Origin of the sequence: Rothia sp. HSID18069 (genome assembly GCF_003989155.1) — a bacterium.
GTDB classification, from domain to species: Bacteria; Actinomycetota; Actinomycetes; order Actinomycetales; family Micrococcaceae; genus Rothia; species Rothia aeria.
In genome coordinates, this window is record NZ_RBMG01000006.1 from 18,672 (window position 1) to 44,737 (window position 26,066).

A 26,066-nucleotide genomic window follows, 5' to 3' on the forward strand; every position below is an offset into this window, starting at 1 on the left:
CTTCTATGCCTCCGCAGGACGATAAACATCCGGTTCCAAATAAATTACCCGTGCCGCCGGAACAGCCTCACGGATCCGTGCCTCCGCCTCGTCAATCTCGTTTGCCACAGTAATACCAGTATCAGCATCGTGGATGCGGATCTTAGCCGCCACCAAAATTTCCTCGGGCCCCAAATGAACGGTCTTAATATGGATTAGTCGGTCAGAATCACCGTTCTCAATAGCCGTGCGGATCTTTGCCAGATCCTCGGGAGTTGCTGCCTCCCCCAGGATCAGCGACTTCATTTCGGAAGCTAAAAACACGGCAATAACCACCAGCAGCACCCCGATCGCCAGAGTACCGGCAGCATCCCACAGCCCGTTACCAGTCAGCAGGGTCATGCTCACCCCAAAGAGCGCCAGAATCAGGCCCAAAAGGGCACCTGCATCCTCCAACAAAAGCACTGGAAGCTCTGGGTTTTTTGAGGTGCGCAAAAACCGGAACCACCCTTGTGTTCCCTTCAGTTCGCGGGATTCTTTGACCGCTACACGGAATGAGTTGCCTTCAAGAAGAATGGCGCCCACCAGCACAGCCACCGGAACCCATTGCCACTCGGTAATGCCATGCGGGTCGTGCCATTTCTCGTACCCCTCATACAGGGCAAACAGCCCACCTAGGGCAAAGATAATAATCGACACGATAAACGCGTAAATATAGCGGTTACGGCCATACCCGAATGGGTGCTCTTCGTCAGCGGCACGCTGGGATACTTTCCCACCCACTAGCAGAAGAAGCTGGTTCCCTGAATCTGCCACCGAGTGAATGGCTTCGGCGAGCATTGAAGAAGAACGAGTTAGAATAAACGCCACAAATTTCAGCACCGCAATGCCCAGGTTTGCCACGAGCGCCGCAATAATCGCGCCGGAACCGGAATGGCTAGAATTGGCAGACATAGCTCTCCATCTATCGGTCAGTCAGAACAAAACTTAAATACATGCCGCTCACTAGGGGCGGTTCTGCGCCATCGCCGAGGCGTACAGGCACACGGCCGCCGCTGTGCCCACGTTCAAAGATTCAGCCGCCCCGTAGACGGGAACCGCCACGCGCATTGACGACGCCGCTTTTTCCTCGCTGCTAAGCCCCTGTGCCTCATTCCCAAACAACCACACAGTTGGTTTCGATAAGTTGAATGAGCCTTTCACCCCGGCTGGAACGGGCGTCTCGATATTAGCGGGGCGTGCCAGAGAGTACTCCACCAGTTGCTGCAGATCCACCGTACCGTACCCGTCAGCGGCCAAAACCGTCATTCCCTGAGATTTGGCGTCCTCCGCAAAATCTTCAAGATCAACACTCTGAATCAGCGGCACATGGAATAGCGAACCGGCTGTTGCCCGCACTGTCTTCGGGTTATATAAATCCACTGTGCCCTTTGACGCCACCACCACATCAGCCCCCGCGGCATCAGCCACCCGCAGGATCGTACCAGCGTTTCCCGGATCTTGTACACGTGAAAGCACCGCAATAAGACGCGGGTTCAGCGCCCCCTCGCCCCATAACCGTCCAGCAGGGGCGTCAAGTTTAAACGACACCGCAATAATGCCCTGAGGAGTGAGAGCATCGGCCATCGCTTGTAGCACCTCGTCCGTCACCACACGCATAAAAACGCGGCGCCCCTGCTCGGGTGTGGGTGTGCCGTGCACCTCTTCTAATAGCTCGGCAATGTCGGGGTGGCGGTCGAACGCCTCTTCCGTCACGTATACTGCATCCAGCACCGGGCGGCGCAGGTGCGCATGCAGCGCTTCACGAACAGCCTGCGGGCCCTCAACCAAAAACTGTCCCCGTTTACGGCCAGCACGGGTGCGTAGTTTCGCAATATCACGCACACGATCGGCCTGAGGGTTCGACATAATCACTGGGGAACTGATTCGTTCAAGAAAACTCACTCTTCAAGAGTACAGGCAAAGCCCTCCCAATGCCCGTTACTTCCGTGATGCTTTCGGGAAGGCACAGTACAGCAAAACGGCTGCCGCATACAATATGCGGCAGCCGTTCAAGCTCTTAATTACCCCGCACATGACGGGAGGTAACAACTGTTTTTATGCAGCCTTCGGCGCGGAGGTGTCCTCAGGCAGGTTGTTTTTGGCAATCTCAACCAGGGCGTTAAACGCTGCGGTATCGTTTACGGCCAGCTCAGCGAGCATACGACGGTCAACCTCAACACCAGCAGCTTTGAGCCCCTGAATGAAACGGTTGTAGGTCAAACCCTGTGCACGGGATGCAGCGTTAATGCGCTGAATCCAGAGGCGACGGAAATCGCCCTTCTTCTTACGACGGTGGTCGTAGCTGTAAACGAGCGAGTGAGTGACCTGTTCCTTAGCCTTACGGTACAGGCGCGAACGCTGACCGCGGTAGCCGGATGCTCGGTCGAGAATAGTACGGCGCTTCTTGTGCGCGTTAACCGCGCGCTTCACACGTGCCACGTGTGTCTCCTTCGTCTTATGTCCTACAAGGCCTCAGAACCAGCCTGTAGGAGCGAGTCTTTCATCGTCGGTGCGGGAATGCACCCGCCTCTAGCGAGAAGTAAGCGGTAGCCTACTTACCCAGCATCTTCTTGACAACCTTTGCCTGACCACCGGTCACGATCTGGTCGGATGCCAGACGACGGGTCAGACGGGAGGATTTGTGCTCCAGGTAGTGGCGGCGGTTCGCCTGCTGGCGCTTAACCTTGCCGCTGCCGGTGAGCTTGAAGCGCTTCTTAGCACCAGAGTGGGTCTTCTGCTTCGGCATAGCTGCCGTTCTCCTTACAATCACCCCCGCACATACGCACAGGGTAGTTTTACTGAGGAAAGGGACACTTTCCCCACGGTACGGAAATAGTGAGGATTCATACCTCAGAACCCGCAGGACTATAGCCCCGCCGCATGTATGCGCCAGCGGGGTGTTCCCACCGAATTCTATTCTGCGGAAGCCTGCGCTTTCAACTCGGCGGGCATTGCGTCCGCCAGCGAGTTCGTTACAGGCTCTGCCTTGGTCGTATCAATACGTTCACGACCCTTGCGTCCACCGCCGCCCTGTCCACGGCGTACTTCTGCCTTACCGCGTAGCGGAGCCAGCACCATCACCATGTTACGGCCGTCTTGGCGGGGGCGAGACTCAATAGTACTCACCTCAGCCAGTTCTTCGGCCAAGCGTTCCAGTAGACGCACACCCATCTCGGGGCGCTGCTGTTCACGACCGCGGAACTGAATCATTGCCTTGACTTTGTCACCGCCAGAAAGGAAACGACGTGCGTGCCCCACTTTGGTTTCGTAGTCATGGGTATCAATCTTCAGCCGGAAACGGATTTCCTTCAGAACGGCTTTAACCTGTTTCTTGCGGGACTCACGGGCTTTAACAGCCGCTTCGTACTTGTATTTGCCGTAGTCCATCAGCTTGCATACTGGCGGTTTTGCGTTCGGCGCTACCTCGACCAAGTCAAGTTCAGCGTCCTCTGCAAGGCGCAGGGCATCGGCCAAAGGCACGACGCCTACCTGTTCACCGCCGGGGCCAACAAGTCGGACCTCCGGAACACGGATTCGATCATTAATGCGCGGTTCGCTAATGACTAACTCCTGTACATAGTGGGTTTCCCCGTGAATATATCCGTTGACGGGAACTAAAAAGCCCCCGCATGTTACAAGCGGAGGCTACACTTACAACCGGTTGGTCGTTCTAAAACCCGACCACCATAGTCTTAGAGACCTTAGTCCCTTTAGCCACGCTACGGTGACTGTAACAAACTGGTGAATGCGGGTGGGAGTACAATCCACTTGCAAACAGTACAAGAGTTTACCCCATGCTGCCGCCTAATACAAGGGAACCGCTGGTTGCTTTCGTGCGCAACGCCCTGATTCCCCTAAGTACCAGTTCTGCCCCGCATCACCTGCCGTCACAGCGCAGAGCTGTAGAGACTTATGTTTCTTTTATAAACCCTGTGAACTATGAGATTCTTAGAGGCATGACTAACGAAACACAGAAGTTTACATTCGAGGCGGAGCACGGCAAACCGGTACACGGACACACAGATTTGGACGCCGAACAGCTTGAAGCCCTCAACGCCCAAATGCGCGACATCGCGGATGTTCCAGCCATCGAAATTATTGGCGCCGCAGCCGTTCACCTGATGAGCGCCGCTGCTATCAAATGCGGATTAGGTGCCGAACAGAACGCTGAGGACCTCAAAGACCTTGACGAGGCTCGGAAACTCATCACAGCACTTGCAGGCTTTATTACAGCCGCTGCACCCGAAATAGGCTCACAGCACGCCGCACCTCTACGCGACGGGCTACGCACATTACAGTTGGCATTCCGTGAAGCGTCCCCTATCCCTGACGAACCTGGCCAGGGCCCTGGAGAAAAATTCACTGGACCGGTCTGCTAAGTCTGCGCAGCATGTTATAACACCTCAACCCAGAACCAGCAGTCGCTGCGTTACCTATATCTCTAAGCGCGGGGCATTCCACACGAGCGGTTGCCCCGCACAAGTATCTCTTCAGCAACAAGTGCAATCCATAAAGATTATTTATCGTGGAATTTAAGACAACTTCAGACTCTCCTTCTTGGACTCATGTTTCACAGCTCAGGGAAGAACTAGAAGGAATAGAAAAGATAATCAATAAATTTAGTAATTTTCCCGTAAATATAGGGATCTGCGTGAGATGTTTAGACAGTTGGAGCGGATGGAAATCCGGTGCCAGATACTATTCAAGTGATAACTTTATATACATAGACATTGTCACACAAGAAATAGATTACAAACCCTATATAAACAATGTTCCTGCACAGCGTAAAATAATAGGTCAAGAGTTTTATAATTTTTTCCCAAAAGCCATGAAAAAATATGAAAAAAGATTTCCATCCCTAAAGGACATAAACCCTTATTTCATGGATGATTTAAAACATTGGTTAATTAAAAATCACTGGATTGATTCTCAATAAATTATGAGTGATATATTACGGATAATATGTAGCTCAAACGGCCTATCGTTCGAAACGTCACCAGACTATTCATAGAATGTGCAGCGATAGTACACCCTGTACCGAGCTGGATAGACTTAACGGGCAACACCAGAGCTCTGCACTTCCTGTTAAAATTTAATAAATAGTTCCAACATATCAAATCAGAGGATAATAAAATGAATAAATTAGAAATAATTAAGAAATACATCAGAGTAAATGAGATAGGAAAGGCGCAGAACCTAATCTTTAAAAGTATTACAGACTCAAATATCAGTATATTAGAAAAAAGAGAAATAATTGATTTATTCGTATCACTAGTTCCCAACCGGCGATCAGGCCTGATCGTAGAAATGAACAGCCTACTGGATAACCACACCCAGCTTCTCACATATTTTTCACAAAGTATTAAGAACCTTCCCCTTGAAGAAGAGGGTGACGTAAAGGAAAATGGCATAGAGTATATTGAAAATATTTTCCTGACTCTTGATCTAGAAAAACCCGTTGAAGGTATTAAACTCTCAGAGTGTCTACTTGATAAGAAATATTATGGGAATTTAAAAGATAAATATATGAAAAATATTAATAAAATATATTTTTCTTCAAGCAATAAGGACAAAATAGGCCTGTCTCTTGACAAAACATTTGCTTCGATAGATAAAAAGCTTACTGGTTTAGGTGCAGAAAATAATATTTATACTTATTTTATAGACGAGGTAATGCGTGATGCAGAAATACTCATAAAACATTATGCCTTTGATAAAGTTGACTATTTTATTGATTCACTGGCAAAGTGTTACCTAAAAGGTTATTTCCCCTATACGTGGGAAGGTAAATACCCAGAAGGTTATATTAAATATTTAGCCTAAACAGCAAGTTGCCGATCTACAGAACGGGGTTAGTCGTCAGCTCGCAATATCACTGCTGATACCACATATGGACTTCTGAAGGTTTCAGGCTGTAGCAACAATAAAATTTTTAGGGAATGACTTCGCTCAAGAGTAGACGATATGCAAGAATGGGTCTATGCGTGCGAAACGGTGACTGCACAGTAGGGATTTAAAGAATGAAAAAATCTATAGAGTATAAAATAGCAAAATTTAATAATCATATAAAAACAAATTTTGACTGGCTGGATTTTCAAGTCACTTCACTTGATTTTACCAAATTAAATATTATTGCCAGCTACGATCCAAGTTACTATCTCAATTATAATATTGACCTATACAACACTAAATATTTATCCGGAAGTTTAACATGGACTATAGATATTGACAATAACACTACTGCTGCAGAAATTATTAGTAGTAAAGAATATACCTATTTGCCCGCGGAACAAGAAAATTATTTTTTCCTAAGATTTAATAATACAGATTTAGAGTCTTCTCCTTTTATTATTATGGCAAATGACATAAATATTTCTTATGAGAAGAAATATTTTAATCTTTGAATTACACATTTAGAGGAGGAGGGGAATTATTGATATCTACATAAATTCCAGAATTAACGATGTAAAATTATTTCTTCACGGTAGATTGAAAATTAATATCTTTACACCGAGGCGACGCTGAGTTATAATTTTATTATTATACGATAAACGTAATCAGGTCAAAGATCGCCTTTGAAGCATTACTGGTATACAGATGCTTCACCCCGGTGTTGCAGTATTTATCTTTGAGTATAATCATCGAAAGAGATACTAAAATGAGGATTAAGAATTTAGTTGAAGAAATGGGTGGAGTCGCAAGGTTTACATCTGAACCGCTAGCCCCTACCCTTCGAGAAACAATGTCTGAATTTTTAGACATTACTAGAGAAGAATTTGCTGACTATTTAGATTACCTTGAGTTATATGGTGGGGAAACAGGACTTATAAAAGAATATAGATTAACACCATACAGCAACCTTCCTGAATATTGTTATCCAGATGATGCTATTCCTCCTGTTGGAGGTAATATTGCATGGGGTGGCGGAGGTTTAGGATTTTTTATAGCACCTGTGAAGAGTGGTGAACAATCCTCCCCGATGAGTGAAAGACTTAAAAAATATAAAAATAGAATACCGGATAACTTTCTACCAATATCAAGTAATGAGTTCGGTGACTTAATATGCCTATGCACCCAAGGGGAAAGAATCGGGCAAATTTTCTACTGGGATCATGAAAATGAGTGGGATGAAGAGGATTATATTGATGATTATGGTGTGCCGATGCCTGAAGAAGTAAAATTACAAAATATCTATCTAATCGGTAAAAACTTATATGACTGCTTTAGCAGGATGACTCCAGATTTATTGGATTAGCAAGTGCCACCTATACGTACCCAACTCCCTTGTTTCACTCATTAATTATTTAATTAGGTAATAAATATATCCACCCTTGTGAGCTGTGGAGCACCACTATACGTGAATCTCACCCGGCAGTGCTATCGGGCAGAGGCCATTGTTTTTCTCACCAGAATACGGGATGGCTCGTGCTGGCTTATTATTTTTGCTAGGAAAAAACCTTGCTCACCGTTAGAGAGGTAATACAGGTTCAGCCCGTTTCTCAGAAAAATCACATACTCGTCCCCATCCGAATACTCCTCAATGGCTGCATGTTTTAAAGGGCTGAGGTTAAATTTTTCAACCGTTAGGATGGAGCACAAAGCCGCATCTAGCACCAGCTCCGGAGCATACACCTCAATCTGCTCGCCTTTAGGACGATAAGTATTTTCATCACAGATAAACGCAATACTGTACCCTGCATAATCGAAATAGTACATGGGTACACCAGTCCCAAATGAGCGGTCACACTGTTGTTGTAGAAGCCTAACAACATGTGTTTCCGAACTAACGCCACGGAAGAATGTGCCACACGCCAAGAATTCTGAAACACTAAACACTGGTAATGATGTAACGCCGCTCACCTTACCCAACACAGCAGCCACTATCTATGAAGCCTGTGAAAGTTTTATCTGCACCGAATCCACTAGCTCCGAGATAACCTCGCTAGCAGCAAGCCGCTGCTGAAAATCAGTAATAGTAGCGTCCAGTTGTTCCCGTGTCATGCCTGGTTTCAGCACCAGCGTTATCTCAAGTTCTGGCCCATGACCGCCCCCTGCCAGAATACGCCCCTTAGCAGAACGAGAGTCAACCCCCGCCGCTGCCGCTAACTGCACATCCTCAACCTGAGGCATCAGGCGAATAAGTTGGCGCACATCCTGGGAGACCGCCCCGTGGTTGTATGACGGCACCCACGGTTGTTCTTTAGCAATAGCCCAAATCGCCGGTCGACGCACCACAAATGTGGGGTCTTGCCCCGGGTTCACCACGATCAGCTGATTATTATCTTCCACCGCGCTCAACGATGTTTTACGCATCGAAGCAGCCACAGGACGCGCCTGGGCGTGCCACTGCGTCAAATAGTCCACACAGGTAAAAACAGGCAATGCCCTACGGCCATCTGGTGATTGAATACTCACCAGCGCCATATCTGCTTCTTTGTCTGAGACCAGCCCCTCAGCTGTAAGATGTACCTGAGATAGCTGTGCTACCACAGGAACAAATACCCGGGCCTCACGAAGAGCATCCACCACTGTTGTTTCATTCGCCTCACCCGCTGCAAATGCTTTCAATGCTGCACCAAGGGCAGGTTCTGTCAGCCCATTATCCCCATAAAACTGGTGGGTCTGTGAGGTGCCCTCGCCAAGGTTGCGACCTTTCCATGGCTGGCCCCCGGTATCTGTCTTACGACCGGCGCTACGTAACTGCGCGGCAATATGGGCCGGGAGCTTGCCGTGAAGACTCTGGGGACCGTGGTGTTGGTGATTCCCTCCGCCGCTCATTCACCGCTGCTTTCTGCCTGCTCTGTTGGCGGTTTCCACGCCAGTTGTTCCTGCACACTAACACCTTCCGCAGTACCGTGTGCCACCTGTAGCGCCTGCTCAAGGGTAAAGCGTCCTGTGTAAAGGGCTTTGCCCAGCACCAAGGCCTCCAGACCCTGGGCTGTCATACAACGCAGCACACGAATATCATTAAGGTTTGCCACCCCGCCAGAAGCTATCACCGGTTTCCCGGTCAGCGCCAACACGTGTTGCAGCGGCTCAAGGCCTGGCCCAGATAACGCCCCGTCACGGCTCACGTCAGTAACAACATACCGTTGAGCTCCCGCACGCTCAAGCCACATGATACTCGCGTCCAATGTGTCTCCCCGCCAATCGGTACCGCGGGCAACCACCACACCATCACGGACATCAACCCCAAGGGCCAGTAGTTCGCCATGTTCCTCAAGAACTTGTTCAAGCCAACTGGGCTGTGCCAGTGCCGCTGAGGTGACATTAATACGATCTGGTCTCAAGCTAAGAGCCAACTCAATGCTGCGGTGATCTTTAATACCGCCGCTTACCTGAATCTTTATACGGTTGGAGGTTCTGTCCCGCACCTCATCTATGACCTGTTCCAGCACAGAAGTATTAGTGCCGCGGCCAAAAGCCAAATCAAGATCTACCAGGTGAATCCACTCAGCACCGGCCTCACACCAGGTAATGGCGGCCGCCACGGGATCAATGCTCTGCGAAGTGCCCAACAGCTGCCCGCCCAGCGGACGTACAGCCCGCCCTTCAGAAATATCAACAGCGGGAAGCAGCTGAAGCTTCCCGAAATGCTGAGAGTGCATGAGCAGCCCCTTATGACCCAAAAGTAAAAGCTACATACGCCCCGTACCCAAAAAGCGCCAGAGCGATAAGCCACATAATAACCTGCGCAACTAACGGTAATTTCTGCTTACGAAACGATATTCCCCCACCCGCGAAGAAGGCTCCCACAGTCATGAGTATCAGACCGGAATACATTGGGTTCATGGACGACTAATTCTCCTCAACGTTGTTCTCAACCACTACTGACATCCGCCCCGTCACAGGTAATGAGGCAACCCACCGGCGCATGAACTCCTCACCGGGCTCTCCCGATGCAATCGGACAAAACTGCACTGCTGTTAGCGGGCCATTCTCAACCGCCGCAATGTACGGCGGCGTAGTCTGTGTCCAACTCACCGCAGGAGCTCTCATATAGTCAATATTTTGCTCAAACTCCCACCGCAGCACGCCGTCTTCGGCCTTGTACCGCAGCGCTCCAGGCAGATTATGAAGCAGGGAACTTTCTTGTGCGGGCACCAGCTGTTGTACACCGAGAGGGGCACCAGCAGCAGCGAGCTTACAGGCATGCCCGGGCCACTCCCCCATACCTTTAACTTCGACGGTACCGGCTGAAGTCGTATCGTCCATTGTCTCGAACAACATGCCAAAAGCTGCCCCCGCAAAAAGCACTGGACGTCCCCCAGCCACACGACGCCCCACCACACGTTCAGCATCGAAAGACTGCACCGTGCGATAAGTCTCAATAGAGCTTGTATGGCCAGGAATAATCATGCCATCAGCGTCCAACAGTTCATTGGAGGTTTTAGTGACAAGAACCTGTGCCCCTGCGCGTCCAAGAGCCTGTGCTAGTTCTCCGAACGTGCCAGGCTCCCCCAGGATCGCAACGACCGGTTGTTCCTGCGCCATCATTCCTCCGATTCATCGCTTTGTACCATAGGCACTGGACCCACAACTTCTAGGGTACAGGGTCTTTTGAGACGGTGCTATTGCACACCCGACCCAGAAAATATGTTTCGTATAGCTACTATTCACCGTGCAGGAACCTCCAGCCGTTGACCAGCCTGAAGCTTGGTGTTCTGTAAATCATTCAGTTTAATGATGCGCACAATCGTGTCCCGAGGGTCTGTCTCAGGGTCCGCCTCATGAGCAATATCCCATAGGGTTTGCTCCGCTTTGACAGTAACCACCTTAGTAACTGCCGTAGTCTGCTGTGATGTTCCAGCCTGTGCACCCTGGGGCGCTAATAGGGTAATGGCACCAAGCACAATGAGGGCCGCAAGTGTGAGCAACGGCAGCCCCAGCAGGAGCATACCCCTGCGGCCCAAACGACTGTGAATATATTTAATGGGCGAAAAGATGCGCCCACCAGACTGCTGCTGAGGTACTCGAGTGTTACGCGGTGGTTGAGTCACTGAGATCTGTTGAGCCGGGTTCTCAGCCGAACCGCCGCGGTGCGTGGAACGTGCCCGTTCAGCCTGTTGGCGTTCCCGAGCCAGCCGTCGCACGGCCGCCGATGATTTACGTCGGGCGGGGTGAATAACCGTTAGACCGGAAGGAATAGCGGGGCTTGCCTGGGTATCCATAACGAGTCCTTTCACTGGCTGGTTGTCATAAAGGTGTTGATGGGGTGATGGGACGAGTAACGAATCATCCCGTTTCTTCGGACGCGGGCTATCAGCAAGACTCTGCACACATGCACTGGATGTATGAGCAATCATGAGCAAACCTCTGCTTTCGAAGATGTGTTCCTTAGGTAGAACCGAGTATATCGAATCTCTATTCCAAATTCTAGTAGATGTGTACTAAAAATTTCTTCGAAGTTTCACGAGAAATCTAGAATAAATGTTTGGTTTTTGAGGAAGTTTGTTCTAAAATGGGAGCAACGATCGTTCCATTGGCGCTACGCCGCACGTACTAGTCGCTTCAGCAGGCGCCGCAGTCTAGGAAAGAAGGCACCCATGGCACCCGAGACCCCACGCCCGGCCCTAACTCCGCGCCAGCAGAAGATTTTGGACGCTATTCGCACCGAGATTGAGCAGAAAGGATATCCCCCATCAATGCGCCAAATCGGCGATATGGTGGGTCTTGCATCCCTCTCGTCGGTGACGCACCAGCTGGGGCGACTTGAGAAAATGGGTTATATTCGCCGTGACCCCAAGCTGCCGCGAGCAATTGAGGTGCTGGACGCCTCAGGAAACTCCGAACAACGTGCCAATACCCAAGCGCCCAAAGTTCCGGAGCTGCCTACCTTTGAAGTCAGCGACGAGGATATGGTGCCTATCCCTCTGGTAGGTCGCATAGCGGCAGGCGGGCCCATCACGGCAGAGCAATCCGTTGAGGATGTGCTTTCCCTCCCCAAACAGCTGGTTGGCAGCGGCAAGCTCTTTATGCTGCGCGTCAAAGGAGATTCGATGATCGACGCCGCCATATGCGACGGTGACTGGGTTGTTGTACGTGAACAACACACCGCCGATAATGGAGACATTGTTGCGGCTCTTCTTGACGACGAAGCGACCGTCAAAGTATTCCGCCAAGTAGATGGTCATACCTGGCTACTCCCCCGAAATTCCCAATATGAGCCCATACTCGGCGACCGCGCCACGGTGATGGGTAAAGTAGTTTCTGTTCTGCGAAGCATCTAACGGGGACCTTCTGACCTGCGCACGTTTTTCTCAAAAGACACAACGCTAGAGGTTCCGTTCCTGCGTATTCAGCCGTCTCATGTCCAGAAAGGAATAACAGCACAATGATTGACCGTGAGATCGTTTTTATTGTCTATGTATCGGATATCGAGGCCTCAGTGTCCTTCTATACGAGCCTTCTAAATCTTGAAGTCAGTTTTACCTCACCACGCTATGTCACCATGGATTTAGCACCGGGAGTCTCGCTAGCGTTGTGGACCGGAGCAAGCAATGCTCTTCATGAAACTTCAATACGTACCTCTGAGGTATGTATAAATCTCAAGGGTTCCGATGCAGAAATCCTCACGCAGTACCAAGCCTGGGTGGAACAAGGGGTTGTCATATTGGAAGAGCCCCATCGTGATGTATTTGGGATGACTTTCGTAGCAAGTGATCTAGATGGGAACCGTATCCGAGTTGCCCCGATAGACTAACTAATTACTATAGGCAGCCATAAACGCACAATACATCAGGGAGGGTACCGTCGAACGGTACCCTCCCTTTCCCACATTACATCTATGGACGCTTCGCTACGTTTATGTCTCGGTACCAGTACCGGAATACAACGTGTATTAAACCCGCGTATCTTATTGCTTTTAGTCAATACTCTGATAGAGCCGTTCTAAAGCACCCAAAACAACATTCTTATCCTGGGTGGTCCAAAGGTTAGGCATCGCCCGCATCAGGTACCCACCGTATCGCTGAGTCGCCAGCCTAGAGTCAAGGATCGCCACTACCCCGCGATCGTGGACGGAACGTATCAATCGCCCTGCTCCCTGAGACATGCGGATTGCCGCATGATATGCCGAAACAGCCATAAACCCATTCCCGCCTTTTTCTGCCACGGCACGGGTACGCGCTTGAGCGAGAGGATCGTCTGGGCGCGGGAACGGTATACGGTCCATCAGTACCAGACGACAGGAGTCTCCGGGAACATCCACTCCCTGCCAAAGGCTCATGGTGCCGAAAAGACAAGCATTTATATCTTCAGTAAACTCCTCGACAAGAGCCCGCAATGAGGACTCTCCCTGCAAGAGAATATTCAAATCCGTGTGCTGACGTACATATTCAGCCGCCTGCTCGGCACCTCGCTTCGACGAGAATAACCCCAGAGCCCCACCACCAGAAGCTTCACATAATTCGCGTAATCGTTCGAGCTGCTGAGGATTCACGCCAAAGCTCGGTTTGGGCAAATCGGAAGCCACATACATAATGCCCTGCCGCGGATAATCAAACGGAGAGCCTACATCAAGACCTTCCCAGCGCGGAGCCTGCGGCCCCGCTAACCCTAGGGCACCTGCTACCGCATCGAAGGATTCACCCACGGTAAGGGTTGCACTCGTAAGAATAACGGTACGGTCCTCAAAAAGCCCCTCACGCAAACGGCTTCCAATGTTCAAAGGAGCAACGTGGAGTGTGGCGGGATCCTGATCGGAAGCTGCGGTATATCGTCCGTTTTCCCAACCACCCTGGCGTGATAACCACAGCACTTCGCGATGTTCGGCAGACTCCAGCATACGCGTTGCGGCATCGTGTACCTCAGAGACACGTGAACGAGCCATCTGAAGCCCGGCATCCGCCTCTTTATTGTCGCTCTTAGAGTCGGAAAGCGCCGCCCGTGCGGCATCGGCTACAGCCGCGAGTGCGTTCAGAAGTCGCCCTTCGAGCCTTTCTATCAAGCCCTCAGAAACACCTTCACATGCGGTTTCTAAAGAACCGGCGGCTTGTTCGAGCGCGCTGGAGTCTGCTTTGGAGCTCTTGCGGATATCGCGAGCGGCACGCCTGATTAAGGAAGCAGAAAGGGAATCCGTCACCGCGCCGGTCACGCGGTCTGCAAGCTCATGCGCCTCATCAATAATGACAATGTCATGCTCAGGCAGCACGCCCAGCCCTTCAAACGAATTAATGGCCAGCAGCGCGTGATTGGTGATAACAATATCCGATTCGTTGGCGCGGGTACGCGCCATTTCGCTGAAGCACTCCTCAACCATTGGGCAGCGCCGTCCCAAGCATTCTGAGGCGCTCACAGACACCTGCGCCCAGGCCCTATCTGAGACACCGGGGCGCACTTCATCACGATCACCAGTCTCGGTGCGTCCCGCCCAGACACGCAAACGCTGCACCTCCTCGCTCAGGCGAGACGACGCCCCAGAAGATCCAGGGGCATCGAAGAGAGCCTCGGGCTCCTCTTCAGGGTACCCGCCTTCTAGCTTATGCAGGCACAGGTAATTATTGCGGCCTTTAAGAATCGCCACCTGGGCCTGCGACTCGGGGCGCGGTTCAAGTGCCGCAAGCAGACGCGGAATATCGCGGTTCACGATCTGCGATTGCAAAGCAAGGGTTGCGGTCGCCACAATAATGGGTTTGTTACTGTCGCCAACCTTGTGAAGTGCGGGAATGAGATACCCCAAAGATTTACCGGTTCCCGTGCCAGCCTGCACCAGCAGATGCCGCTCAAGCTCGAAAGCTTGAGCAACATGGGCTGCCATAAGTCGCTGCCCCTCACGTCGCTGACCACCCGTTGCCTCAATCACCTCGTCAAGCAGACGAAGCACAGGCTGGGCCCCCGGTAGGGTCTCGGGTTCAGCACCGGTGGGGGCGCTCACGCTCTCTTGCACTTTAACCCCTAGCTGCCCGAAGCGGCCACCGGTGTTGCGGCAGCATCCGCAAGCTCCGACTCAAGCACCTCTAGCAGTTCCCCGCTAATAACGTATTCTGAAAGCTCAGCGGCGATGTCCTCACGTACCAGTGCGGTGATAAAGGTGCCATCGGAGACAAACTCGGTGCGTTTAATCTCGGCATCCCACGAGTGCAGTCGGGAGATGACCTCCCCATGGTCATAAGGGACGAGAAGCTTCACCAGGATGGAAGGGCGCGGAATCGTATCCGCAATCTTCTGCTTGAGTTCATCAATGCCCTCCCCTGTGCGCGCCGAGACGATGATGTGGTTCGGTTCGCGCTGGCGCATGCGTTCGAGGATAAATGGATCAGCCGCATCCGCTTTATTGAGCACAATAATCTCGGGTATACGGCGAGCATCTAAATCCGCAATAACCTCACGCACAGCGCGAATCTGCCCCTCAGGGTCTGGGTGAGATGCGTCTACCACATGCAGAATCACGTCTGCATCGGCTACCTCTTCGAGCGTGGAACGGAATGCTTCCACGAGCTGGGTGGGTAGCGAGCGCACGAACCCCACAGTGTCCGAAAGTGTATAGCCGATGCCATCCGGAGTCTGTGCTTTGCGCACGGTCGGATCCAGGGTTGCGAAGAGAGCGTTCTCCACTAGGACACCGGCGTCGGTCAGGCGATTCAGCAACGACGACTTACCGGCGTTCGTATACCCCGCGATAGCGACCGAGGGTACCCTGTTGCGTTTACGGTTCAGACGTTTTGTTTCACGGGCGGGCGCCATAGCGGCTATTTCGCGCTTGAGTTTTGCCATGCGGGCACGCAGACGGCGGCGGTCCATCTCGATTTTGGTTTCACCGGGTCCGCGTGAACCAATACCTTCACCGGATGCGGCACGCCCACCTGCCTGGCGTGACAGGGACGCACCCCAGCCGCGCAGACGCGGGAGCATGTATTCAAGTTGGGCAAGTTCGACCTGCGCTTTGCCTTCACGAGACTTCGCGTGTTGAGCGAAGATATCCAGAATCAGGGCGGTACGATCGATCACTTTGACCTTGACGATATCTTCGAGGGCTCGTCGTTGTGAGGGCGCTAATTCAGAATCGACGATCACGGTATCGGCACCGGTCGCCTGCACAATGTCTTTGAGTTCGAGGGCTTTTCCGGACCCAAGAAAAGTTCCGGGATCTGGTTTGAGGCGGCGCTGAACTAGCCCGTCCAACACTTCAGATCCTGCGGTTTCGGCGAGCGCGGCAAGTTCTCGCAGGGAGTTCTCGGCATCTTCGACGGTTCCTTCAGTCCACAGCCCGGCGAGAACCACGCGTTCTAGGCGCAGCTGACGGTATTCGACTTCGGTCACGTCGTCGAGTTCGGTGGAGAGCCCGGCGACTCGGCGTAATGCGCGGCGTTCGGCGAGGTCTTCCTGTTCGCCGTCAAATTCTGAGTGTTCCCGCTGATTATCGGAAATTTCTCGAGCACGGGTGTCGAGCACGCGGCGTTGTGCGGGACTGCCGGTGCTTTCGGGGTAGATAGTGGTCTGGGCCGCTGCGTCTGCACGACCCAGAACTCGTTCTACGGTTTGGCGTAGCTGCTCATCACTGGGCAGTTTTTCGCCGGGGTTATTTGTGGTGTTCTCAGTGTTTTGCATTGAATTCATAGGTGGTTTCTATTCTACCGGGCGGATGCGGGGCTGTCGCGGTGTTCCGTTGCCTCATGCCCGCAGCGAAGCAGTACGCTGGAATCGGTGGCTGGTAGGAGCGGGCTGCTGCGGGGCGTGGGCGTAATACGTCCCGTACACTGGTAGGCATGAGCGAACAGCATTATTTTTCCTCGTCCCCTGAAACCGAGTTCAAGCCGCGCACAGTTCAGGTTGAGCTGGCGGGTCGTGAAGTTTCTGTAACGACCGCTAACGGTATTTTTAGCCCTTCGGGAATAGACAAAGGCACCGCTGTGCTTCTGGGGCAGGCACCTGCCCCGCACGGGAAATATATGCTCGATATTGGGTGTGGCTGGGGACCCATTGCGCTATCTTTAGCGATGCTCGCCCCGCAGGCTGAGGTTCATGCGGTAGATGTGAATTCCCGTTCGCTCTCGCTCACCGAACAGAATGCCCGAGCTTTGGGGCTGCAGAACGTCTCGGTGAGCACCCCCGATGAGGTAGATCCCACGTTACGTTTCGATACTATCTGGTCCAATCCTCCAATTCGCGTGGGTAAAGAGGTTCTGCACAATATTCTGCTCACGTGGCTTCCGCGGCTAGCCCCCGGTGGCGCAGCCTATCTGGTGGTTCAAAAGAATTTGGGGTCTGATTCTTTGCAGAAATGGCTGGATGCGCACTTCTTAGAGCGGTTCGAGGGAGAGTTCACGGTAAGCAGGTACGCTACTTCTAAAGGGTTCCGTGTGCTGGAGGTTCTTCGCTCCTAACCCGCTTCCGTCCCCGGCGCACACAGGCGCACGGGGCGTGGGGTACGGCTAGCTCAGCTGCGCCGTATACACCATCTGTGCGCCCCCAGCGAGGACCACGTGCTCTAGGTCGTCGGGGCCCAGGACGAAGGTCACCGCGAGGGTGCCTCCAGGAACATGCACGAGCCACTCGTCGGGTGCGTCTTCCCCTCCCCAGAAGCGGGTGGCTGCGGCAGCTGCGCACGCGCCTGTGCCGCAGGAGAGGGTCTCCCCCACACCACGTTCGTGCACGCGCAGACGAATAGCTCCCACCTCAGACTGTTCCCCTAAGACCCCAATATCGCCGGAGTCATGCTCCAGTTCGAGAGGCACCACGAACTCCACATTCGTGCCGTTCTCCGGGGCGGGGGTGATCACCGGGGCGACGCCTAGGTCTAGGCCGTCGAGTTTCCCGTCGCTGCCGAGCATGACCACGGTGTGCGGGTTGCCCATAGAGATGGATAAAGCCGGGCGCGGGGTCTTAAGCCCGCGTGCGGAAACCTGCGAGTCTTCACCGCCCTCACGCGCGGCATCACCGTGGATAAAGCTCCAGGGGCCCATATCTACGGCATACCCGGTGTCGGTGCGGGCCACAGTTTTTACCCCGGCGCGGGTGCCAATACTCACGTGCTCTCCCACTTCAAGGCTGATCAGCCCCTCGGTGCGCAGATACTCAACGAAGGCGCGCACACCGTTCCCGCACATTTCTGAGATCGTGCCATCGGCGTTGCGGTAATCCATGAACCAGGTGGCCTCGGGGTGTTTTTCCAGGATTTTCTGCCCCGTAGAGAACGTTTCGGTATGCGCAGCGCGAATAAACCCATCGGCGCCCAGCCCGAAATGACGGTCGCACACACGCGCCACCAGATCGGCGTCAAGCACCGCCTCGGCTTTGGGGTCAGTGATGAAAATAAAGTCGTTACCGGTGCCCTGCCCTTTGGTGAGGGTGCGCCCGGTAAGGTCTGCCCAGGCTGATGCGTTCTCGCTCATGCGTTCGTTGCCCCTTCGTAGTTGTGCGGTGTCTCTGTGAGAATTCTACCGCTTCTGGGGTGTGCTTACCTGCACCAGTACGGGGTGTGCCTCGGCGCTGCCTGCTTCCGTCTGGCGGTCCACGGGCTTAGTGGGCATAAGCTGCCAGTGTTTCAACGCCATAGCCGGTTTTTCGATATACCGCCACGAGAACCAGGCAATAGGCACGGTCACGACAATGGTCAGCAGTGCATTGAGCACCCACCCCAGCGGCTCGCTGCCAAGCATGAGCAGGATCATCTGCACCGGCCACGCGTAGATATACATGCCGTAAGAGATGTCATTCCGGCGGCACAGCGGGACACGGATAAGCGCCCCCAACGCCAAGATACCGTACGCGTAGGCGGGCTGGATAAGCTGTAACACCACGCTAGGGGCTACGAACTGCAGGGCAAAAGGAACCAAGAAACACGCTAAGGCTGCCTGCGGGTGGAGCCTGATTTTATTCCCCCAAACGTACAGGAGTGTTCCCGCGAAAAACATGGGGTACAGGCGTGCCACCTCCCAAAACGTATTGTTTGTCGCCCCAGCGGCGGTAAAAATAAAAAACGGCAGCAGGCTCAACAGGTACACCGTGGGTACCACCCTGTGAGAATTTCGTTTCAACGCGGGCAGGTAAAAGATTGGGATGAGCACCAAGTACCCCAAGAACTCGTAGCTGAGTGTCCATGCCGAGCCATTCCAGGAGTTTTCATAGGGCAAATGGGAGGGTCCGTCAAAAAGCGAATACTGCAGGAAGAATAAGTCGAAGTTGTGGCCCACATACTCCAAAACCCCCTGTGCTGTCCACGGGCTACCTGAGTGCGCGGTATAGTTCGCCAGTGGTGCACCAATGCATACAACAAACAGGATTGAGGCCCAGTAGGCCGGGAAAATACGGAGTATACGCCGTTTCAGGTAGCCGCCGAAGGTGCCGCGCTGGGCACTGTGGGCGATCAGAAAACCAGAGATGCAGAAAAACATGTTCACCGCATAGTCACCCAACAGGTGGCTGAGGTTCAGCACAGGTATTGCGCTAGTTACCTCCACCCCAAGAACCAGGTATGGGGCGTGCGAGATAATCACCGCAACCGCCAGCATTAATCGTATGAAATTTAGGGAGTTCTCACGGCTCAGTAATGCGTCACGCAGGGTAGGCGGCGAGTGGGCTTCCAGTGTGGTCATAAGTCTTCTTAGGGTTTATTGAGTTGAGCTGCTTCCTAAATTCTAATGTGCCGACGGGCTTCTGTAACAAACCCTACAGGTTGAGTAGTGGTTTAGGCTAGGTTAGCAGAACCTGCAATATGGCCCTGTATGAGCGTGAGCGTATCCTCAAGGAGGGTCGGGGATTCGGCGTCGAACCAGTGCACACGCGGGTCGGCCCGGAACCAGGTGAGCTGGCGGCGGGCAAACTGGCGGGTAGCAACAGTTGTGTCTTCGATCGCCTGCGCCACCGTGTATCGTTGATCTGCCCCGGATGTTTGGGAGTCAAGGGCGCGTAAAAACTGGGCGTACCCGATGGCGCGGGAGGCTGTTTTACCCTGACGTAGCCCCCGATCAACAAGCTGCTCAACTTCCGCCAAGAGCCCCGCCTTTTCCATGGCCACCACACGGTCGTGGAGCCGTTCGTGCAGACGAGCACGGTCCATGTTCAGCCCGATCTGCAAAGTGTCACTCACGTACTCGCGGGTGGGCATAAACGCAGAGAAGGGGCGCCCCGTTACCTCATACACCTCAAGTGCCCGAATAATGCGCCGTTCATCGTTCAGTTTGGCGGCCGAGTCCGAGTCTACATCCGCCAGGCGTGCCCGAAGCGCCCCGATGCCGTGGACCCTGCTTTCTTCTTCAAGGCGGGCACGCACCGCAGGGTCGGTACCGGGCAGCTCAAGTTTATCGAGGGCAGCACGCACATAAAGCCCCGATCCCCCCACCAGGATAGGGTATTTTCCACGGCTGGCAATGTCGGTAATAACTTCACGAGCGTGTGCCTGAAACTCGGCAACGGACGCCTCTTCGGTGAGGTCCATAATATCGATCAGATGATGCGCAACGCCTTGGGTTTCGGCGGGAGTAATTTTTGCGGTGCCGATGTTCATACCCCTATAGAACTGCATGGAATCGGCGTTAATGCATTCACCCCCCAGTTTTTTGGCGAGCGCAACGGCCAGAGCGCTTTTCCCGGTGCCGGTGGGGCCAACGACAGCGAGAATGGGACGAGACGGGGTTTTAGCCGGTGCTGGTGAGGTCATGGGCACCATTCTACCGGCGGGTTCATTGGCTATTGCGAGAATGTGCTGCCGCTAGGCAAGTTCTTTAAGGTGGGGCTGGGAAAGTTTCTTCCCCACCGAGAAACCATTATGAGTGATATAAAACACAAGGTGGAGCAGATTAGGCTCCACCTCGTGAACAGAAAGGATGTACTTATATACTACCGGCAGTTCGGCCACCGGATCAGGAACGACACTCCCACAATGTGGGGGCTGAGCCGCCTTACTTCGGGCCGATAGTAGGCATACCAAGCCCCACCGGGCCGCCCGAAACCTGGGTAGTTCCGGCACCGCAAGATTCGGCCTGCGAACGGTCCCAGGCGTCCCCGGCTCGGGTGCGGCGAAGCTGATACTGCTCAGCGGCGGGATCTGAAATCAGATGGAACGACCCTGCCTCAGTGATAGGAACGGTCACCATGTCGCCAGGGCGAGGCTCTTCGCACCCAGCAGGTACTGAGAAATGCACGAGGCGCTGATCCGGTCCGCGGCCCGCCAGACGATGCGTCTGCTGCGCTTTACGCCCAGACTCTGCGACAACCATCAGCTCAACGGTCTTACCCAACTGTTTACGGTTCTCTTCACCCGCAATACGGTCCTGCAGAGCCACTAAGCGTTCGTAGCGCTCCTGCACAACATCTTTTGGAATCTGGTTTTCCATAGTCGCCGCCGGGGTGCCGGGGCGAATTGAGTACTGGAAGGTAAACGCTGACGAGAACCGCGCCTGCTCCACCACGCGCAGCGTATCCTGGAAGTCTTCTTCGCTCTCACCGGGGAACCCCACAATAATATCGGTGGTAATGACAGCATGCGGAATGCGCTCGCGCACCTTCTCTAAAATACCCAAGAATTTCTTGGACCGGTATGAGCGGCGCATGTCTTTGAGCACCTTATCCGATCCCGATTGAAGCGGCATATGCAGAACAGGCATGACGTTCGGGGTCTCTGCCATCGCTTCTATCACATCGTCGGTGAACATAGCCGGATGCGGTGAGGTGAACCGTACTCGTTCCAGCCCCTCAATATCACCGCAGGCACGCAATAGTTTAGAGAATGCCTGACGGTCCCCAAATTCCACGCCGTAGGAGTTCACGTTCTGCCCCAGCAGAGTTACTTCGACCGCGCCGTCATCAACGAGCGCTTGAACTTCAGCGAGAATATCGCCGGGTCGACGATCTTTCTCTTTACCGCGCAGTGACGGCACGATGCAGAAGGTACAAGTGTTGTTGCATCCTACGGAGATTGACACCCAGCCCGAGTACACATGATCGCGTTTCGTGGGCAGGGTCGAGGGGAACACCTCAAGCGATTCAAGCAGTTCCGCCTGCGCCTCATGATTGTGGCGGGCGCGTTCAAGGAGCGTGGGGAGCGAGCCAATATTGTGGGTACCGAACACGACATCCACCCAAGGGGCTTTTTCAATAATAGTGTTCTGGTCTTTTTGAGCCAGGCACCCACCCACAGCAATCTGCATGCCTTCGTGACGTCGCTTCACAGAGGCCAGCTGCCCCAAATGCCCGTAGAGACGGTTCGATGCGTTCTCGCGCACCGCGCAAGTGTTAAACACCACGAGGTCAGGCTCTTCACCCTCAGCGGCACGCACATACCCGCTCGCCTCCAAAAGGCCCGCCATCCGCTCGGAATCGTGCACATTCATCTGACAGCCAAATGTACGCACTTCGTAGGTGCGTAGGCTGGTTTGAGGGGATTCTGTGGTTTCGCTGATGGTCATGCTCACGCCTTTAGGGTAACGGATGGGGGATAATGGCTCTATGCAGGTACCCCTTAGTAATTCTTCAACCGGTGACTCAATGGCCCCCGACTCTATAGAAAGTATAGTGACCGGGCTGATCGAATCAGCCATCGGCACCTACTCCCCCGCCAAAAATCACGCCCCCGCCGATTCCGGTACCTTCCGCGAGGACGCCGCACAAGCTGTCCTCTGGGCCTGTTCTCTGACAGCCTTCACAGGCAGGGAGCCGCTTGCCGTGACCATTTTGGGCACCGGTATGCGTTCGGTGGTGCTGCGGGTGCAGTACGAGGCAGCGGGTGACGCCCCCTCCACCATGATTCTAAAATGGTACCGGCGGCAGGATTCAGCGAAAAACTCGGGTGGTTTCGGGTACCTGCGGGAACGCCACGGGCTGGTGGCTCTTGGGGAGCTGGCCCCCGGGGTGTTCCCCCACCTCTACGGCGCCGACGATGCCCTGCGGTGCGTGGCCCTCGAAGACGTGGCGTTTGCCGACGCCCGTGCCGTGGGTGATGCGCTCCTGCCAAGCACAGCCCAAACCCCGCCCGGATATCTCGCGTTCGCAGTAGACTCATACCTGTCCGTGTGGAACGCACTAGCGGAAGCGGGAGTCATGCCCCGCGCCGTTGAACGGTACCGTAAAGCACTAGCGAAAGCAGACCGGAAAGCCCAACACCCCGGTGCTATGCCCTCCCCCGCGCTCGCTGAGAACGGGTTAGCGTCGCTATACCCCGAGGCTGACGGGTTGCAAGTCCCCGAAGACGTTGAGCTTGAGGAACTGGGTGAACAGCAGCAGACGCTCATCGAAATGGCCTACCGGTTTCGCCGCGTAGTTCAGCCGTTTTTTACGAAACGCCCCCCGGTGCCTGAGCAGTTCACGCTGAACCGCGGGCAGGTGTACATGTTCTCTTCGGGAGATTTTTCCCCTCACAATGTGCTGTTTGGTTCGGCGCGGGATACGGTGCGGGCTTTCGACGCGGAAGGGGCGTGCATCCACCACCGGGGGTTCCCCTTTGTGGAGGCGATGCTGGGGTTCCCGTCCTCACCGGGGTACCCGAATTATGAGGTGAACCGGGAACGTACCGTACCCCGCCTCTTCGCGGCGCTCTTTGGGGACACCCCATTGGATACGCACCTAGCGGAAGATCTGGCGGTATGCGCCGCCGTGACAGCCTGCACCCTCATGGAGCTGTACTCTCACGGCGAGCGCGCCCATCTGCTGGGGCGTATCCGGCGGCAAAGTGCCGAGCTGATGATGCTGCTCCTACGCACCGGAGATTCGAAGGATACGGCGCTGGTTGATCTGGCCAAGCGCCTGGGGAATGTCAAATAGGCAGAAGATGCCGCTGGGCCTCTGAGGCTGATGGTACTTATGTGCTGGCTCGCCCGGTTGCCTCACCGGCGGCAAGCGTAAAATCCCAGCTCATTCCGTTCCAGGTGAGAACCTGCGGACGCAGTTCCTCACGCAATGCAAAACTCTTATCGGCGTACCCCAGCAGGTACTCGTCGAAGGCCGGGAGGCTAAGCTCTCGGTTGAGCGCATCCTTAAGCTCCGAACGGGTAACGCCTTCTTGCCAGGAACCTACCGCATATTCTTGCCCACCCAGCACAATAGTCTGGGTACGGCGAGCATGTTCAAATGCATACCGGGCATCGGTTATTGTAATCCCAGCCCACCAGCGCAGATCCTCCGCGGTCACCGGCCCGTGACCGCATATATAACGTGTACCCAGTTCAGCCAGTGCCTGTTTTCGCTCGTATTTTGTGCGGGGCACAGGTATGGAGTCACGGTGCACGAAGCTTTCTTCTTTTTCCCGAAGCGGCCCCTGGAGAACCGTGCCCTCACCGCCGTAGAGTCGAATGAGGTGGCTGCGCCGCGATCTTGGCCCGCTATAGCCGTATTCGCACAGAATGGTGTAGAGATCAGTGCGGGTGAGCGGCTCAAGATGTCCCCTGGTTTGTAAAGCGTCATGAAGGTGCTCACGCCACCGTTCGAAGTCTTTGAGCGTAAAGTTACATTGACGCATATAGGCGGGCTGAGGCTTCGCGCCTCGGCCGGCGACAGCAGCATACAGCGAATCTGCACTATTGAGAGTCAAAAAGTGGAGTGTCCCGCGCATGGGCCACGAACGCACAATGCTGTAGTCGTGAATGCCTTCAAGAACTGTGTCAGTACTGCACCCAGCTCGTAGCGCAATGGCGCGCACACCGGCGTTATAGTTTTGCCCCTGAACAGCGTAGAGATGGTCTAAGGCATATACCGCAGCGTTCGTCTCTTGCCGCAGAGTGTCAGCGTCTACCCCTATATCGCGATGCGCTGCGCTTGGGGCGAGGAGCTGGGCGATCATACGCCTGGCACGAAGTTCTTGTAACGGCTGCATAGATGATCTCGTATCGGTCACGGCTCTTGTGAGACAGCTCAGCTGTCTTCTTCCCACTCGCTGCGGTACCTCTCGATTTCTTCTTTCACCACCGAGAAAGCCACCGACGAAGAATACCCGCGGCGGGCTAGCATTCCTACCAGGCGACGCATGATTTTCTCCTTCTCGGTACGGTCTGAGAAGTTCATGGCGGGCCGCAGTTTTTTGCGCACTAATTCGGCGGCGTCACGGCGTTCGTCCTCATCGGTGCGTGCAGCAAGTGCCTCTTCGGCAAGGTCGCCGGTAATTCCTCGCTCTTTGAGCTCACGGCGCAGGGCACTTCGGGAAAGCTTTTTGCCCGTGCCCCGCTGGGTTACGAAGGAACGCGCGTACTCGGCGTCATCAATCAGGTGCGCCGCCTCAAATTTGTCAAGGAGTGGTTCGATCAGCTCAGCCTCAAACCCTTTAGATTCCAGTTTTTTGTGCAGCTGCGCGCGGGATTTCGCCGAATACGCCAGCTGGTTATAGACAATGGTTTTCGCCCGCGTATATGGGTCTGTTTCTTCTCGACGTGCTTGAGTGCTCGCGGCGCGCCCACGAGTCCCAGGGATTTTCTGGTTTTCTTCGGCCGCGATACCCCGAATAAGCGTCTCCTCTTCGGGGGTGAGGGCATCGTTTAAGGCGCTCCCTTCACGGAAAAGACGCCGGGTTCCAGCTTTTTGCTGCGGGGTGTGGGTGCGTGAATTTTCCTGTTCTGACGAGCGTTGAGCCCCGATCGCTGGGGCGAACGGAGAGTTGTTATTGCGGGGGCGACGGAACCCTTTTTTCCTGTCGGGGTTATAACGGCGGATCGTGCGTGCTGGCTGACTGTTATTTTTTGCCTTGTGCGTCTCACCTGCAGAACGTGCCGCAGGGCGTGAGGTATTGTCTGTTCCCGCCCCCGGTGCTGTCTCTTCTGCCGGGGTAGTATGCAGGGGTGTTGCGTCAGCAGATAATGTGCCTGGGCCGATGCCCGAACCTATACCCAGTGCATCTTCGTCAATTCCAAGGGCGGCCGGGTGCCACTCAGGAAAGTCTGCGCTTTGGTGAGCCCTCTGGCTGTTCGGTTTCTCTTCCCGCTGCTTTTCGCTATCGTTCTGGCGGAGACCCGGAGTGTCTGAGGGATGCTCCGGAGTGTTTTCCACCTCAGCGTTCCCCCACCATTGGGCAGGAGGGGTGGGTTCTGAATGCTGCTGCGGCCGCTGCTTCTGTGCACGGTCGGAGGCCAGCAGAGGGTTCTCGCCCCAGGCGTCCGCTAACCAGTCGCTCATTCGTTTCCTTT

At 54.0% G+C, this 26,066-nt stretch carries 29 protein-coding genes; 9 read left to right on the forward strand and 20 right to left on the reverse strand.

All coding sequences use genetic code 11. The features are described 5' to 3' along the window. Window positions 1-3: 3 nt before the first annotated feature. The 5 genes from D8M41_RS10870 to infC form a co-directional block, all read right to left on the reverse strand. Window positions 4-933: a cation diffusion facilitator family transporter gene (locus D8M41_RS10870; RefSeq protein ID WP_126853965.1), complete on the reverse strand. Its 930-nt coding sequence runs from the start codon at window positions 931-933 to the stop codon at window positions 4-6. Between the two features lie 51 nt (window positions 934-984). After that, on the reverse strand, window positions 985-1,887 hold the full coding sequence (locus tag D8M41_RS10875) for a TrmH family RNA methyltransferase (protein WP_238693529.1): 903 nt from the start codon (window positions 1,885-1,887) through the stop codon (window positions 985-987). A gap of 189 nt (window positions 1,888-2,076) precedes the next feature. Next, on the reverse strand, window positions 2,077-2,460 hold the full coding sequence (rplT, locus tag D8M41_RS10880) for a 50S ribosomal protein L20 (protein ID WP_006888986.1): 384 nt from the start codon (window positions 2,458-2,460) through the stop codon (window positions 2,077-2,079). A gap of 112 nt (window positions 2,461-2,572) precedes the next feature. Beyond that, window positions 2,573-2,767 (reverse strand): 50S ribosomal protein L35, encoded by a 195-nt coding sequence (gene rpmI, locus D8M41_RS10885; protein ID WP_004006287.1) that lies wholly within the window; start codon window positions 2,765-2,767, stop codon window positions 2,573-2,575. A gap of 167 nt (window positions 2,768-2,934) precedes the next feature. Then, window positions 2,935-3,582 (reverse strand): translation initiation factor IF-3, encoded by a 648-nt coding sequence (infC, locus tag D8M41_RS10890; RefSeq protein WP_219098703.1) that lies wholly within the window; start codon window positions 3,580-3,582, stop codon window positions 2,935-2,937. 395 nt (window positions 3,583-3,977) lie between these two features. Between infC and D8M41_RS10895 the strand changes: the two genes are divergently transcribed. The 5 genes from D8M41_RS10895 to D8M41_RS10915 all read left to right on the forward strand — a co-directional run bounded on the left by D8M41_RS10895 (window position 3,978) and on the right by D8M41_RS10915 (window position 7,276). Then, window positions 3,978-4,400 carry a DUF1844 domain-containing protein gene (locus D8M41_RS10895; RefSeq protein WP_023132813.1) on the forward strand — a complete coding sequence of 141 codons (423 nt, stop codon included), beginning with the start codon at window positions 3,978-3,980 and terminating at the stop codon, window positions 4,398-4,400. A gap of 146 nt (window positions 4,401-4,546) precedes the next feature. Further along, window positions 4,547-4,957: a hypothetical protein gene (locus tag D8M41_RS10900; protein WP_126927029.1), complete on the forward strand. Its 411-nt coding sequence runs from the start codon at window positions 4,547-4,549 to the stop codon at window positions 4,955-4,957. 197 nt (window positions 4,958-5,154) lie between these two features. Next, window positions 5,155-5,844 (forward strand): hypothetical protein, encoded by a 690-nt coding sequence (locus D8M41_RS10905; protein WP_126853966.1) that lies wholly within the window; start codon window positions 5,155-5,157, stop codon window positions 5,842-5,844. 197 nt (window positions 5,845-6,041) lie between these two features. After that, window positions 6,042-6,425: a hypothetical protein gene (locus D8M41_RS10910; RefSeq protein WP_126853967.1), complete on the forward strand. Its 384-nt coding sequence runs from the start codon at window positions 6,042-6,044 to the stop codon at window positions 6,423-6,425. A gap of 254 nt (window positions 6,426-6,679) precedes the next feature. Then, window positions 6,680-7,276: an SMI1/KNR4 family protein gene (locus D8M41_RS10915; RefSeq protein WP_126853968.1), complete on the forward strand. Its 597-nt coding sequence runs from the start codon at window positions 6,680-6,682 to the stop codon at window positions 7,274-7,276. A gap of 122 nt (window positions 7,277-7,398) precedes the next feature. Here D8M41_RS10915 and D8M41_RS10920 read toward each other — a convergent pair whose 3' ends face one another. From D8M41_RS10920 to D8M41_RS10940, 6 genes are all read right to left on the reverse strand, one after another. Then, the gene (locus tag D8M41_RS10920) at window positions 7,399-7,902 is read right to left on the reverse strand and encodes a hypothetical protein (protein WP_126927030.1); all 504 of its coding nucleotides are present in this window, start codon (window positions 7,900-7,902) and stop codon (window positions 7,399-7,401) included. Window positions 7,903-7,905: 3 nt separating this feature from the next. Then, window positions 7,906-8,799, reverse strand: a complete 894-nt coding sequence (locus D8M41_RS10925; protein ID WP_126853970.1) for an SseB family protein — start codon at window positions 8,797-8,799, stop codon at window positions 7,906-7,908. Continuing rightward, a complete protein-coding gene (locus D8M41_RS10930; RefSeq protein WP_126927031.1) occupies window positions 8,796-9,629 on the reverse strand; it encodes a HisA/HisF-related TIM barrel protein in 834 nt (277 codons plus the stop codon). The genes D8M41_RS10925 and D8M41_RS10930 overlap by 4 nt, the downstream gene beginning before the upstream one ends. 10 nt (window positions 9,630-9,639) lie before the next feature. After that, window positions 9,640-9,813, reverse strand: a complete 174-nt coding sequence (locus D8M41_RS11715) for a hypothetical protein (protein WP_023132820.1) — start codon at window positions 9,811-9,813, stop codon at window positions 9,640-9,642. Window positions 9,814-9,819: 6 nt separating this feature from the next. Next, complete coding sequence (locus tag D8M41_RS10935) at window positions 9,820-10,515, reverse strand: imidazole glycerol phosphate synthase (RefSeq protein ID WP_126927050.1); 696 nt, start codon at window positions 10,513-10,515, stop codon at window positions 9,820-9,822. Between the two features lie 122 nt (window positions 10,516-10,637). Further along, window positions 10,638-11,192, reverse strand: a complete 555-nt coding sequence (locus D8M41_RS10940) for a LysM peptidoglycan-binding domain-containing protein (RefSeq protein ID WP_161970784.1) — start codon at window positions 11,190-11,192, stop codon at window positions 10,638-10,640. 375 nt (window positions 11,193-11,567) lie between these two features. Here D8M41_RS10940 and lexA point away from each other — a divergent pair, with 375 nt between their 5' ends. Together lexA and D8M41_RS10950 are read left to right on the forward strand one after the other, a co-directional pair. Beyond that, entirely contained in the window at window positions 11,568-12,251 is a 684-nt protein-coding gene (lexA, locus tag D8M41_RS10945; protein ID WP_006888969.1) for a transcriptional repressor LexA, read from the forward strand. Window positions 12,252-12,355: 104 nt separating this feature from the next. After that, window positions 12,356-12,724 (forward strand): VOC family protein, encoded by a 369-nt coding sequence (locus D8M41_RS10950; RefSeq protein ID WP_126927033.1) that lies wholly within the window; start codon window positions 12,356-12,358, stop codon window positions 12,722-12,724. A gap of 162 nt (window positions 12,725-12,886) precedes the next feature. Here D8M41_RS10950 and D8M41_RS10955 read toward each other — a convergent pair whose 3' ends face one another. The 3 genes from D8M41_RS10955 to D8M41_RS11600 are packed head-to-tail and all read right to left on the reverse strand — an operon-like array spanning window position 12,887 to window position 16,742. Then, window positions 12,887-14,896 carry an ATP-dependent DNA helicase gene (locus D8M41_RS10955; protein WP_174232432.1) on the reverse strand — a complete coding sequence of 670 codons (2,010 nt, stop codon included), beginning with the start codon at window positions 14,894-14,896 and terminating at the stop codon, window positions 12,887-12,889. 20 nt (window positions 14,897-14,916) lie between these two features. Continuing rightward, the gene (hflX, locus tag D8M41_RS10960; RefSeq protein WP_126927051.1) at window positions 14,917-16,569 is read right to left on the reverse strand and encodes a GTPase HflX; all 1,653 of its coding nucleotides are present in this window, start codon (window positions 16,567-16,569) and stop codon (window positions 14,917-14,919) included. Between the two features lie 23 nt (window positions 16,570-16,592). Beyond that, window positions 16,593-16,742 carry a hypothetical protein gene (locus tag D8M41_RS11600; RefSeq protein ID WP_153269378.1) on the reverse strand — a complete coding sequence of 50 codons (150 nt, stop codon included), beginning with the start codon at window positions 16,740-16,742 and terminating at the stop codon, window positions 16,593-16,595. Between D8M41_RS11600 and D8M41_RS10965 the strand changes: the two genes are divergently transcribed. Beyond that, window positions 16,728-17,345 carry a class I SAM-dependent methyltransferase gene (locus D8M41_RS10965; RefSeq protein WP_037233180.1) on the forward strand — a complete coding sequence of 206 codons (618 nt, stop codon included), beginning with the start codon at window positions 16,728-16,730 and terminating at the stop codon, window positions 17,343-17,345. The genes D8M41_RS11600 and D8M41_RS10965 overlap by 15 nt on opposite strands. A gap of 48 nt (window positions 17,346-17,393) precedes the next feature. On the opposite strand, the gene dapF is transcribed toward D8M41_RS10965, so the two are convergent. From dapF to miaB, 4 genes are all read right to left on the reverse strand, one after another. Next, entirely contained in the window at window positions 17,394-18,353 is a 960-nt protein-coding gene (gene dapF, locus D8M41_RS10970) for a diaminopimelate epimerase (protein ID WP_006889014.1), read from the reverse strand. Window positions 18,354-18,398: 45 nt separating this feature from the next. After that, window positions 18,399-19,556, reverse strand: a complete 1,158-nt coding sequence (locus tag D8M41_RS10975) for an acyltransferase family protein (protein WP_006889008.1) — start codon at window positions 19,554-19,556, stop codon at window positions 18,399-18,401. A 92-nt stretch (window positions 19,557-19,648) separates the two neighbouring features. Next, a complete protein-coding gene (gene miaA / locus D8M41_RS10980) occupies window positions 19,649-20,620 on the reverse strand; it encodes a tRNA (adenosine(37)-N6)-dimethylallyltransferase MiaA (RefSeq protein ID WP_006889017.1) in 972 nt (323 codons plus the stop codon). A gap of 241 nt (window positions 20,621-20,861) precedes the next feature. Next, on the reverse strand, window positions 20,862-22,367 hold the full coding sequence (miaB, locus tag D8M41_RS10985) for a tRNA (N6-isopentenyl adenosine(37)-C2)-methylthiotransferase MiaB (protein WP_006888985.1): 1,506 nt from the start codon (window positions 22,365-22,367) through the stop codon (window positions 20,862-20,864). 40 nt (window positions 22,368-22,407) lie between these two features. Here miaB and D8M41_RS10990 point away from each other — a divergent pair, with 40 nt between their 5' ends. Next, window positions 22,408-23,718 carry a hypothetical protein gene (locus D8M41_RS10990; RefSeq protein WP_231375583.1) on the forward strand — a complete coding sequence of 437 codons (1,311 nt, stop codon included), beginning with the start codon at window positions 22,408-22,410 and terminating at the stop codon, window positions 23,716-23,718. Window positions 23,719-23,755: 37 nt separating this feature from the next. Here the strand turns inward: D8M41_RS10990 and D8M41_RS10995 are convergent, their stop codons facing one another. Continuing rightward, window positions 23,756-24,787 carry a DNA glycosylase AlkZ-like family protein gene (locus D8M41_RS10995; RefSeq protein ID WP_232617574.1) on the reverse strand — a complete coding sequence of 344 codons (1,032 nt, stop codon included), beginning with the start codon at window positions 24,785-24,787 and terminating at the stop codon, window positions 23,756-23,758. Window positions 24,788-24,804: 17 nt separating this feature from the next. Further along, a complete protein-coding gene (locus D8M41_RS12040; RefSeq protein ID WP_023132829.1) occupies window positions 24,805-26,055 on the reverse strand; it encodes a regulatory protein RecX in 1,251 nt (416 codons plus the stop codon). Window positions 26,056-26,066: the final 11 nt, after the last annotated feature.